The organism is Roseibium sp. R5, assembly GCF_055755305.1.
Window position 1 is genome coordinate 2,320,098 of sequence record NZ_CM146910.1, and the last position, 12,295, is coordinate 2,332,392.

Consider the following 12,295-nt stretch of genomic DNA (forward strand, 5'->3'; position numbering starts at 1 on the left):
GGAAATAAGCATGAAACTTAAGTCTGCCTTATTGGCGGCGACACTGGCGGTGTTCGCCGGCGCTGCATCTGCGGAAGAATTCCCAAGCGGAAGTGTTGATTACATCATTCCGTTTGGCCCGGGTGGAGAATCCGATATAACCGCGCGTTTCCAGCAACCCTTCTTTGAGAAGCTTTACGGCGAACAAATGGTTGTCAATTACCAGCCAGGTGGCGGTGGCGCCGTTGGCTGGTCGCAACTGAACAACATGGCCGGCGACGGATCCGTCATTATGGGGATCAACCTTCCCCATATCATCATCAAGCCAAAACAAGGCGACGTCGGGTTTCAAACAGAAGACCTGGCTGCAGTTTACATGTTCCACTACACGCCGGATGCCATTGTGGTTACGGCAGACAGCCCGTACATGACGCTTCAGGACCTGATTGATGATGCCAAGGCCAACCCGAAGCAGGTCATTTTTTCCGGTTCAGGCAAAGGGACAGCCAATCACCTGGCGCAAGTCCAGTTTGATGAGATGGCAGGAATGGAGAGTACATACGTCTCGTTTAAAGGCACAGGGGCCTCTGTAACGGCCCTTCTTGGCAAGCAGGTGAAGGCGGCTTGGGGGTACACCACCGTTGGTGCTGCGCAGGGGGACAAGGTCCGCTTGCTGGCTGTTGCGATGGAAGACCGCCACCCGGCGTTTCCTGATGTGCCGACCTTTCGCGAGCTGGGCTATGATATGGTGTCCGGTGCCTATCGCGGTATCGCCGTGCCGAACTCTGCTTCTGAAGAGGTCCGGACACAGGTGTCTGACGCAATCAAGGCCATCAACGCAGATCCGGACTTCCAAAAACAGATGCTCGATGGCGGCTTTGCGCTCGTGGACGTTGGCTACGGGGCTGATATGGACGCCTTTATCTCCGATAAAGCCGAAGGGTATCTGAACGCCGCGCGTTCGGCTGGCATTATTGATTGATAATATTGATGAAGGCGCTGTTTGCGCCTTCATCCTCACACCTGTGACGTTCCGCGTCTCTCCCGGGAGGAATTCATGCTCGAGTTTATCGTCGGTGCTTTGTCACCGCTGAACCTGCTGCTTGCCCTGTTGGGTGTCGCAGCGGGAACGATCATTGGTTCCATTCCAGGATTGACTGCAACCATGGCAGTCGCCGTGCTTGTGCCGCTGACGTTCACAATGTCTGCGGACAGCGCTCTCATTCTCATGGGGGCGATTTATACCGGGGCGATCTATGGCGGCGCTTATGCCGCCATCTTGTTGAATACGCCCGGAACACCGTCGGCAATTGCGACCACCTTCGACGGCTATCCAATGGCCAAACGGGGTGATGGCGATCTCGCCGTGTCAGTCGCATGTATCTCGTCGGTGATCGGCGGGCTCGTCGGCGCTTTAGCGCTCTTGTTTCTGGCGCCGCCGTTGGCAGAAGCCGCCTTGGCATTTGGTCCTGTGGAGTATTTCTGGCTGGCGGTCTTTGGACTGTCGCTGATTGCAGCGCTGTCGACAGGGGATTTTCTGAAAGGCGTGATCGGTGCCTGCTTCGGACTGTTGCTCGCCATGATCGGGATTTCTGAAACGAGTGCTGAGGTTCGTTTCACATTTGGGTCAAATGTGCTTCTGGGCGGAGTTGAGACAGTATCGGCCCTGATTGGTCTTTATTGCATACCGGTGCTCATCGATTTGGTTGCAACGCCGGACCGGCACCTCAAGGCGCCGGAGCAAACACGTGGCTTCCGTTTGCCAGAAGCATTTGGCCTTCTTTTGAAGAACAAAATCAATGTGATGCGCAGCTCGGTCATTGGCACGATGGTTGGAGCGCTTCCAGGGGCAGGTGGCTCGATCGCGGGCCTGGTTGCGTATTCAGAGGCACGGCGCACCAACAAGGGTAAACCGCCCTATGGCGAAGGCAACCCAGGCGGGATCGTTGCGACGGAATCGGCCAACAATGCCACTGTTGGCGGTGGCTTCATTCCGACCTTGGTCCTGGGCATCCCTGGAACCCCGCCGGATGCGGTTATCTTGGGGGCTCTGCTGGTTCAAGGTGTGCGGACGGGGCCAAGCCTTTTCGCTGACGGTGCCAATATCGTTTACACCTTCATCTTCGGCCTTTTGCTTGCCACTGTCTTGATGTTGCCCGTCGGACTGATGATCGGCCGTTTCGCTTACGGTGCCATCGTGCGGGCCCCGAAAGCCGCACTCGTTCCAATCGTCGCCTTCATGACGGTGATTGGCACGTTCGCGATCCGCAACAGCTTGTCCGATATCGCGATTATGATTGTGCTTGGCATTGTCGGCTGGGTTGCCGGCAAGCGTGGGTTTTCCGTCTCACCTATCGTTCTTGGATTGATTCTTGGCCGGATTGCAGAACAAGGCTTTGTCCAAAGCTGGACGATCGGCGACGCGATTGGAAATCTTTGGGGACAATTCTTTGGGCGGCCGCTGTCAATGGCCATCATTGCACTGACACTTCTGACCTTCTTCTATCCGTTCTTGCCGCGTTTGAAACAACTCGTTTCCAAAAGCACCGTGACGCCGGCAGATGAACGCGAACGCGCGCCAAAACCCGCTATCCTCAGAGATCTGCTTGGGCTTCTGATTGCCGGTGGTATTGCGCTGCTGGCTCTGCAGCAATCGGCTGGCCTGAACCCTGAAGCTGCAGTGTTTCCCCGGACGATCGCCATGGCAATGGCTGTCATTGTCGGCCTGGCCCTTTTGAGGTTGGTCGTGACCAGGCATGTGACCGAGTTTGCGGTGGAAGGATCATGGGTCCGCATAACAGCGTTGCCTTTGGTCATGCTGAGCGCCGTCTTTTTATTTCCGCTTCTCGGGTTTGGCGCAACAGCGGTTCTCCTGGGCCTCGTATTGACCATTGTTGCTCAGCATGACCAGTTTTCATTGAAAAGCTGGGCAATTCTGCTCCTGAGCGTGACCGCTGTCATTGTCGCCTGCACGCTGCTTTTCAGCGAAGTTCTGTCCGTACCTTTGCCATAGGTCCTGCATTCGAGCAGGGTGTAAGGACAAAAACGGCTGAGATGCTCGTCGATCTCTATTCCGCCGTGTTCATGTTCGACGTGGTGAATGAACTCGAGGGCGTTATGGCTGGAAAAAACCTGCGGCTCGGCAACGCGAAGAACCGGTTTGGGGCCTACACCGGACAGCGGTTCTTTTATGCAAGTTAGTTTAGACTGGAGGGAAGTATCTGGTAATCGCCCCTACAACGATCGCAATGCGTTTCGACCCTGCTATGGCGAATGGTAGCTTTTGTCCGTAGCCTTTAGGAGAGCACCAGCCGGCGCAGCTGAATGGACCAGTTGGAAAACAGAAGCCAGGATCCGTTTGACGGTATGGCCTTCCGGCAAACTCATAAATGAAATGCCTTGAACGACGCGCAATTGGGTTGCAGCATCGACAAAGACTGTTGAAATGCGGAAAGTCTCAGGCTTTCGTTTTTATGAGTTTGGAAAGGTCAGCATGCAGGTTCAGCCAGATAGGTTTTTGCAAGATCTTCACACCTTACGATCCTTCGGCGCGAGTGGTGTGGGCAAGGGCGTGGTGCGCCCGGCTTTTTCGGATCCAGACGTTGCGGCCCGGACGTGGCTGTTCGACCAGTTGGCGGCGGCCGGTCTTGCACCGCATGTGGACCCGGCGGGCAACGTTTTTGGCCTGGCTGATGAACCATCCATTCTTTTGGGGTCTCACAGCGATACCCAACCTGAAGGCGGTTGGCTGGATGGGGCCTTGGGTGTCATTGCCGCTTTGGAGGTCGCGCGGGCAGCAAAAGAAGCAGGCGGTCCTTCCGTTTCTGTCGTGAGTTTTCAGGACGAGGAAGGGCGCTTCGGGGCTCTGACAGGATCCAGCATTTATTCAGGCAAGACACCGCTGGCCGAAGCTGACACCTTCACGGACGTGAACGGGGTTTCCTTCCGCGAGGCACGGTCTGCCATCGCGGGTCTTAGCGGCGGAATCGTGCCGTACACGCAATTCACTGGGTTCATCGAATTGCATATCGAACAGGGCAGCACGCTGGACGAGGCAGGGGAGGCGATTGGTGTTGTCACGGACATCGTCGGGTCCCGGCAGCTGCAAGTGACCCTGACCGGTCAGCAAAACCATGCCGGAACAACACTCATGCACCAGCGAAAGGACGCGTTCCAAGCACTGTCGGCGTTCAACACCGCGCTCAACGACCGTCTTCGAAACATTGTAACGCCTCGCACAGTCTGGACGCTTGGACGGGTAAACTTGCGGCCCAACGCGCCCTCCATCGTGCCAGGCGAAGTCATGTTTGACGTGCAATGGCGCGATGTTGATGACGATCGGCTTGCCCGGATGGAAGCCCTCATTCGGGATCTTGTATCTGCGGTCGCTGAAGAATATGGGATGGCGGCGGAGGTCGTGCCCATTAAGGCACTGCAGCCGGTACCTATGGATTCGACCTTACGCGCGGCCCTTTGTGCCGGAGCTGAGGCGCAGGCCTCGGGCAAATGGCGCGAGATGCCGTCCGGCGCCTTACACGATGCCTCGAACATGGCCAGCTTGATGCCGGCGGCCATGTTGTTTGTCCCGTCGATCGGCGGAATCAGCCACGATTTTGCCGAAGACACCAATGCGGAAGACCTGATCATCGGTCTTCGGGTTCTGGCGAATGCCGTCAGCCGACTAAGCTGAAACAGTCATCAAATAACCGAATTCAGTCCACGGATATCGCCTTTTCGAGCAAAGATTACCCGTCAATCATCGATTTCGTCGACAGTCGGTCTAAGCATCCATGTCACGGACCACAGCATTCTGTGTCTTGAGCGTTCCAAAACCTTGCCCGTTGTCCGTGGACTGTTCAAGCCAAAGATCGAGGTGTCCCCAAAACACGATCCCGATTCTGTACGCTTAAACATAACGTTCAGCGATGTTTGCCGGTTTGGAACTCCCAGAAGCGGGAGGTTGCGATATGCTTCGCGTGTTTCCTTCGACTGCTCACCTCGCTCTGCCAGTACTCTGGAGTTCATATGCGTTCCATATACGAACCGGTCCTCCAGCATCTCCCTAACTGCGCGGCCCGAGTGCATCGCGCAAGGATCGGTTCAAGACCTGTTCTCCGCGCAGGTCCAAACCAGAGTGCAAATCGATGATGTGGCTCTTCTGGACCTGTTCGGCCTCGGCCCCGTCCCGTTTTTCAAATGCGTCCAAGAGGGCATGATGTGAATGGCTTTCACAGGCGGTGTCTGACCGCTTCCAATAAAGCGCAATGATAAGTGACGACCGGGAAATCAGTGACCGAACCATGCCAGTGAATATCCGGTGATCGGCGATTTCTGCGATTGCCGTATGAAACGAACCGGACAACATCAGCGCACGACCCATATCCGCGGCGTGGATGGCCGCGTGTTCCGCGTCCAGATGTGCTTTCAGATCTGCCAGCTGTGTTTCCGTAATTGCATCGGCGGCAAGGCGCGCAACTGCAGGCTCGATCAGGGCCCTGGCCTGAAACACTTCGTGGGCTTCCCGTATGGTCGGTTTAGCAACGTAAGCGCCCCGGTTCTTGATCATGCTGATCAGACCGGAATGCGCCAGGGCTTGCAGGGCCGCCCTGACGACAGTGCGGCTTGCCCCGTAGATTTCGCCGACCTCATCTTCAGATAGTTTTACGCCAGGAGCCAGCTTGTGCTCCAAAATCGCAGCCTGAATGTTGAGGCAAATTTCCAGTGTCCGCCCGGGGGGCAGCGCAAATACCTCATGCAAGGTCGTTTTGGATGGATCGGAAGCGGTCACAGAAATCGTCATGTTTATGTTGCCCGGTGCGGCATTTGGTTGACCTTACCTGTTCAGGTCGGACACAGCAATCGCAGACTGTATACAATATTTAATCATAACGTATTTTATTTGGCTGATAATTGTGCACATGTTCGATGCCGTTTTAACCCCTCGCAGTCAATCTATGACAGAAACCGCAGGATTCCGCTGATATCAACCCTTGGCACGCCGTTTGCGTAGACAGGTCTCCAATCGCAATGTGTGAAGGAGGTTCTCTCAAATGGCACAATCCCTGGAGTTGGAACTGGCCGCCGTCACCAAGGCCTATGGTGCCACGATTGCGGTTGATGCCATCGATCACAAGTTTTCCGCGGGGTCCTACTCGTGCCTGCTTGGCCCCTCTGGATGCGGAAAGTCTTCAACGCTGCGCATGATCGCCGGCCATGAAGGGGTCTCAGCCGGCGACATCATCTTTGGTGGTATGAATGTCACCGACCTGCCTCCGGCAAAACGGGGCACGGCTATGATGTTTCAGAACTATGCGCTTTTCCCGCATTTGTCGGTCCTCGACAATGTCGGTTTTTCCCAAAAGATGCGCGGCGTAGGTCTGGCAGAGCGCAACAAGAAGGCCCTCCAGTTGCTGGAACTGGTCGATATGGCCGGTTATGCGGCGCGCCTGCCGGCTCAGTTATCCGGCGGTCAGCAGCAGCGGGTTGCCCTTGCCCGGGCCCTCATCACCGAACCCTCGGTTCTTCTGCTCGATGAGCCATTGTCAGCGCTTGATCCGTTTTTGAGGATCAAGATGCGGCTTGAGCTGAAACGGCTGCAGCGTGAGCTCGGAATTTCCTTTATTCATGTCACTCACAGTCAGGACGAGGCCCTTGCGCTTGCCGATGACATTATCGTCATGAACAACGGCAGGGTCGAACAGGCAGGCAGTCCACGAGCCGTCTTCAATACGCCGACCACTGAATTTGTCGCCAGGTTTATCGGTGGCCACAACGTGCTTCGGTACCAGAATGCACGCGTCGCCCTGAGGGTGGACAGGTTACAGGTTCTCAAATCGGCCCCACAGGAAGCTGATCACCTCACAGCCAGCGTGGTGGATGTCGAGTATCTCGGATCAACCGTCAATCTGGCCCTCGATGCAGGCGGTGCCGGAGATCTCACGGCCGCTCTCAGCGAAGAAACGTTCTTTCAAGACCCTATCGAAATCGGGACAACCGTCTTCCTCAAATGGAAGCCGGAAGATGTTCACCAATTGGCCGCCTGACGGTTGCCGATCACGCCCTTCTTGCAAAGGGCCAACACGACTCCAAGAGGGGTAACAGGAGTAGGACCATGACAGACAGACTGGACAAAAAAGGTATCAGCCGGCGGAGCATTCTCAAAGGGGGCGCAGCTGCAACAGGCGCGGCGCTTGGCTCTGGAGCGATCACAGGGTTCCCAACCATTTGGGCGCAGAACATCAAGGACGTCACGCTCCGCCAGTTCGGAACCGGCGTTTCCAACCTCAACGAGGTTGCTGCAAAAGTTAAGGAAGACCTCGGTTTTACTCTGGAAATGACGGCGCTGGACAGTGATGCCGTCACCCAGCGCGCGGCCACACAGCCGGACAGCTTCGACATCGCCGACATTGAATACTGGATCTGCAAAAAGGTCTGGCCGACCGGCAACCTCCAGGCGATGGATACGTCGAAAATCAAAAACTATGACAAGATTGTCGGTATTTTCCGAAACGGGAAACTGACACCCGAAAGCACGATCGCGCAAGGCACGGCGCCGCATACGGTCGGTTTTGTGGAAGGTGTTGACGGCAAAACGTTCGTCGACAACGAAAGCGGCTGGATGACGCTGATCCCGACCATCTACAACGCCGATACCCTGGGCATTCGCCCTGACCTGATTGGCCGGCCGATCTCAAACTGGTCTGAGCTGCTCAATCCGGAATTCAAAGGCAAGGCATCGATCCTCGATATCTCGTCGATCGGCATCATGGACATGGCAATGGTTGTGGAATCCATGGGGGAATACAAATACCCGGACAAGGGCAACATGACCAAGGAAGAGATCGATCTGACCCTTGGTATCTTCACCGAAGCCAAGAAAAATGGTCAGTTCCGGGCCTTCTGGAAGACATTCGACGAAAGCGTCAACCTTATGGCGTCGGGTGAAGTCGTCATCCAGTCCATGTGGTCTCCGGCCATCACCGCTGTTCGCTCACAGGGTATTCCCTGTGTCTATCAGCCGCTTGAAGAAGGCTACCGCAGCTGGGGCGGCGGCATCGGTCTGTCCAAGAGCCTCAGCGGTCTCGAGCTCGATGCAGCCTACGAATACATCAACTGGTATCTCGATGGCTGGGTCGGCGGCTTTCTCATGCGCCAAGGCTATTACTCAGCAGTTCCGGAAACGTCGAAGAACTTCATGTCCGAAGACGAGTGGGGCTTCTGGTTTGAAGGTAAGGCTGCCGAAGGCGACATCACCAACCCGTTTGGAACGGTCATGGAAAAGGCCGGCGCAGTTCGCGATGGCGGGTCGTTCTACGACCGCATGGGGGCTGTTGCCTGCTGGAATGCGGTCATGGACGAGAACCAGTACATGGTCCGCAAGTGGAACGAGTTCATCGCGTCCTAAGCCTGTTTCCAAAAACGGTGCCCGGGGTTCCCCGGGCACTTCCTGTGATGTTTAACGGACAAAGGCTCCATGACGGACCAAAGCCATCTATTTCTTCATTCCCGGACAGCGGCGGCCGCGGGCAAACAGGCGAGGCCGTCGTTTCAGTGGAGCCGTTTGCCGAACAATCTGACTGGTTGGCTGCTGTCTTTACCGCTCACAGTCGTTTTGTTTTTTTTCCTGGTGCTTCCGATTTGCATGATTGTTGTCGTCAGCTTTTGGGGGGCGACCGAGTTTTCGATCTATCCGGCGTTCCAGTTTGACAATTACGAGTTCCTGCTGACATCGCCGGTCACCTATCAAGTGTTCTGGAACACCCTCAAATATGCCTTGATTACCTGGTTTTTCACATTGGTAGTCGGCTTCACCGTTGCCTACTTCCTGGCATTTCATGTGCGCTCACTAACGTGGCAGATCGTGCTGTTTCTGCTATGCACGATCCCGTTTTGGACGTCCAACATCATCCGCATGATTTCCTGGATCCCCTTTCTGGGGCGGAACGGGATTGCCAACTCCACCTTGATGTCTATGGGCGTCATCGATGAGCCATTGGAGTGGCTGCTTTTTTCAGATTTCTCGGTGATCCTGGCCTTCGTGCACCTGTACACGCTGTTCATGGTTGTGCCGATCTTCAACACCATGATGCGGATCGACATATCCCTGATCGAAGCGGCGCGGGACGCCGGGGCGTCGGGTTATCAGACCCTTACGAACGTCATTATCCCGCTCACCAAACCCGGCATCATGATCGGGTCTATTTTCGTGATCACGCTTGTGATGGGAGACTTCATCACAGTCCGGTTCATGTCCGGCAGCCAGAAGGCCAATGTCGGCCGTCTGATTTCCAATGACATCGCGCTTTTGCAGTATCCGTCAGCCGCTGCAACCGCAGTAATCCTTCTCATCACGGTGCTTTTGGTGATCTCCATTCTTCTGCGCTTCGTCGATATTCGAAAGGAGCTGTGATCCATGGAAAAACGCAGCCGATCCTTTTATGTGCTCGCCACGTTCTTTGCGCTGTTCTTGGTGTTTCTTTATGGTCCAACGCTCACCATCGGTGTTCTGAGTTTTCAAGGTCCTGGCGGTGGACTGACATTCCCGATGCGCGGCGTGTCGATCCATTGGTTCCGCGATCTGTTTGAACAGCAGGCTGTTGGAGACATCTGGGGCAGCTTCTTCCGGTCCATCACGCTTGGGCTGATGGTGATGGTGACGACGGTGATTGTCTCGGTGATGGGCGGATTGGCATTCCGCAAACGCTTTACCGGCTCAGGCGTTCTCTTTTATCTGATCATCACGTCCCTGGTGATCCCATCCATTCTGATCTCTCTTGGCGTTGGTCTGATTTTCTCCCAAGCCGGGTTGGCTGTGCATTGGTCGACCTCCGGATATGGATCTCAACTCACCTGGACCCTGCCGTTCGGGCTGCTCATCATGTTTGCGGTCTTCAATCGCTTCGACAAATCGTATGAGGAAGCTGCGCGGGATCTAGGTGCGTCTGCCTGGCAGACCATCCGCTACGTGGTGTTGCCGATCATCGCCCCGATGCTCATTGGCGTGGCGCTTTTCGGTTTCACCCTGTCCTATGACGAATTTGCCCGCACGCTACTCACCGCAGGCAGCTACAACACGCTGCCCCTTGAAATCTACGGCATGACGACGAACGTCACGACGCCGGTCATCTTCGCGCTGGGAACGCTGACAACGCTGTTCTCCTTCGGAATCATCGGGATCTTTTTGACAGTCGTGTTGCTGATCAACCGGCGGCGATCCAGGCACGGATCGGATGCCGGTAAGGGCATGGTCTAGTGGCAGTGACCCGATGACACATCACCATATACTCGTCATCAATCCGAACACGACGGTTTCTATGACGGAAAAGATTGCCGTGGCCGCCCGTCAGGCCGCTTCCCCGGCAACCAGAATTACGGCCGTCAACCCTGCGGAAGGCCCAAAGGTCATCCAGGGGCCAGATGATGGCGCCGCTGCACTGCCAGGACTGTTTGATCTCTTTGACCGGACACTGCAAGCCAATCCGATGATTACCGCCGTTGTGATCGCCTGTTTTGACGACACCGGTTTGTTTGAATTGAAAAAACGATCACCGGTACCGGTGATTGGGATCGGTGAGGCTGCTTATCACCTCGCCTCCATCAGCGTGCTGAAATTCTCCGTTGTAACAACTCTTTCCGTTTCTGTTCCCGTCCTGGAGGACAATCTCCGCCGCCTCGGACTTGCCAATCGGTGTACAAAAGTCCGGGCTTCCGAGGTGCCTGTTCTGGCACTGGAAGACCCGGCTAGCGATGCCCGTCATCGGATAGAGCGCGAGATAGAGATCGCACTTGAAGAGGATGATATCGGCGCTATCGCACTGGGGTGCGCCGGAATGGCTGACCTTGCCAAAGATCTGTCGAAGCGCTTCAGAGTTCCGGTCATCGACGGTGTGGCGTCTGCGGTGAAGTTGTCGGAGATTATCGTTCGGTAGGTTTTCGGCGCCGATATGAGTATCTGAAACAGGTCATCACTCGAACCGGCCTCGACCTTCTCCCGTCCCCCAGCACCGCTATCATCTTTGCACTGCGGCCTGTCTTGGCTTCGATCTGGGCGAGGTTGGTTTTCAGATGCATAAATAAAGGTCGGGTAGACATCGCCGAGTTTCTGGACGGGGTGAGGTGATCATCAGCGCAATTTTTATCCGACGCAGTACAGATGGTGTAACGCGCAAGAACACTTGGCACTAAGGCAATATCCGGGATTAAGTGGGAATACCTGGTAATTGGCGGAATTGAGCCATTTTGGCAGAACAATCATGAAAACGGCCGCGCAACTTCATTTGGCACAAAACGACGGGAGGTCGGAGGTCCATTTTGCGCCACATGAAATTACCTAGTGAAAACAGCGACCGCGCAAATTCAAGATGGGAACCAATTCGCAAACTTTGGTGAGAGTTCGCACCACAGTGTTTTCAGCGGATTTCTGCTGGTTTTGCTGTCGGAGTTCCCAAGCTAGCATCAAGAGGTGGGAACTCAAGGAACTAAATTTTCCACAACACACATTATGCGAATTAATGCGTTTAAGACCGTCGACTGAGCAAAATCACATCCGCTTACTCTGACGGTCTATACTGATTTTGGCGGTTCCATGCATGAACCATAAACAGATGAAATCAGTTAAGTTGCCCATTCATATCTGAGCCTTTGGTAACTTTTCACAATACCAAAATAACGCCTGTTTAGCCGATCTACCGCAGATTTGGTGCACTTAAGTATTTCATCTGGGTCGTTTTTTTCTGCAATCTCATCTGCCAATGCATAAGAAGGAGAATTCCAAGTGTGTACTGCGCTATCCTCTAACGTACTCTCAATCATAGTTTCTAAAACAATTTGATTTTCGAATTGAGCTATTTCGTACTCATCCAAATTTGCATAATATAACAGGCACAAATACAGAAATTGTTGCTCCCATTTATCCCGACATGCTTCTAGTTGCGCATTAACTTCAAACTTAATAAGCTTTCTTTCGATCCATCCCTCTTCCCGTTTCTTAAAGAACGTCCTTTTTGCTGCTTCAATATCAGTGGTTATTTGGTCCGAGGTTGCGGGTGCTTGGTCAGGTTCATCAATAACCCTTTTGAGACGTTGGGCGTTTGCTGTATGTTTTTCAACATTCTTTGCAAGACTTAAAAATAGTTCTGTATATTCAATATGTTGGTTCTGAATGCAGTCGTATATCTTTAATATTATTTTGAACCTATTTTCCTTTGAAGTGAGGTCTTTGCGCTTAAGAAATGTTAAGGCCTTCCAAAGCAAATCAGCCCAGTTGTTTATCGTTTTCGGATTTGATGAAACAATATCTTCCAAATCTACATTCATA

At 54.2% G+C, this 12,295-nt stretch carries 11 protein-coding genes; 9 read left to right on the forward strand and 2 right to left on the reverse strand.

Annotation, left to right across the window (positions count from 1 at the left end):
* The first annotated feature begins 10 nt into the window (after positions 1-10).
* From AC0J4F_RS10730 to AC0J4F_RS10745, 4 genes are all read left to right on the forward strand, one after another.
* Positions 11-961, forward strand: coding sequence for a Bug family tripartite tricarboxylate transporter substrate binding protein (locus AC0J4F_RS10730; protein WP_473026218.1), 951 nt, complete (start codon positions 11-13; stop codon positions 959-961).
* Between the two features lie 75 nt (positions 962-1,036).
* Positions 1,037-2,992, forward strand: coding sequence for a tripartite tricarboxylate transporter permease (locus AC0J4F_RS10735; RefSeq protein ID WP_473026219.1), 1,956 nt, complete (start codon positions 1,037-1,039; stop codon positions 2,990-2,992).
* 41 nt (positions 2,993-3,033) lie between these two features.
* Positions 3,034-3,180, forward strand: coding sequence for a hypothetical protein (locus tag AC0J4F_RS10740; protein ID WP_166672885.1), 147 nt, complete (start codon positions 3,034-3,036; stop codon positions 3,178-3,180).
* A gap of 292 nt (positions 3,181-3,472) precedes the next feature.
* A complete protein-coding gene (locus AC0J4F_RS10745; RefSeq protein ID WP_473026220.1) occupies positions 3,473-4,669 on the forward strand; it encodes a hydantoinase/carbamoylase family amidase in 1,197 nt (398 codons plus the stop codon).
* A 372-nt stretch (positions 4,670-5,041) separates the two neighbouring features.
* Here the strand turns inward: AC0J4F_RS10745 and AC0J4F_RS10750 are convergent, their stop codons facing one another.
* Positions 5,042-5,779: a GntR family transcriptional regulator gene (locus AC0J4F_RS10750; protein ID WP_133953307.1), complete on the reverse strand. Its 738-nt coding sequence runs from the start codon at positions 5,777-5,779 to the stop codon at positions 5,042-5,044.
* Positions 5,780-6,029: 250 nt separating this feature from the next.
* On the opposite strand from AC0J4F_RS10750, the gene AC0J4F_RS10755 reads away from it, so the two are divergent.
* The 5 genes from AC0J4F_RS10755 (at position 6,030) to AC0J4F_RS10775 (ending at position 10,907) form a co-directional block, all read left to right on the forward strand.
* Positions 6,030-7,022, forward strand: a complete 993-nt coding sequence (locus AC0J4F_RS10755) for an ABC transporter ATP-binding protein (RefSeq protein ID WP_473026221.1) — start codon at positions 6,030-6,032, stop codon at positions 7,020-7,022.
* 68 nt (positions 7,023-7,090) lie between these two features.
* Entirely contained in the window at positions 7,091-8,383 is a 1,293-nt protein-coding gene (locus AC0J4F_RS10760; RefSeq protein WP_008196699.1) for an ABC transporter substrate-binding protein, read from the forward strand.
* Positions 8,384-8,452: 69 nt separating this feature from the next.
* On the forward strand, positions 8,453-9,388 hold the full coding sequence (locus tag AC0J4F_RS10765; protein WP_473026222.1) for an ABC transporter permease: 936 nt from the start codon (positions 8,453-8,455) through the stop codon (positions 9,386-9,388).
* Positions 9,389-9,391: 3 nt separating this feature from the next.
* The gene (locus tag AC0J4F_RS10770; RefSeq protein WP_473026223.1) at positions 9,392-10,231 is read left to right on the forward strand and encodes an ABC transporter permease; all 840 of its coding nucleotides are present in this window, start codon (positions 9,392-9,394) and stop codon (positions 10,229-10,231) included.
* A gap of 13 nt (positions 10,232-10,244) precedes the next feature.
* A complete protein-coding gene (locus AC0J4F_RS10775; RefSeq protein WP_473026224.1) occupies positions 10,245-10,907 on the forward strand; it encodes an aspartate/glutamate racemase family protein in 663 nt (220 codons plus the stop codon).
* A gap of 685 nt (positions 10,908-11,592) precedes the next feature.
* On the opposite strand, the gene AC0J4F_RS10780 is transcribed toward AC0J4F_RS10775, so the two are convergent.
* Positions 11,593-12,294, reverse strand: coding sequence for a hypothetical protein (locus AC0J4F_RS10780; RefSeq protein WP_473026225.1), 702 nt, complete (start codon positions 12,292-12,294; stop codon positions 11,593-11,595).
* Position 12,295 lies beyond the last annotated feature (1 nt).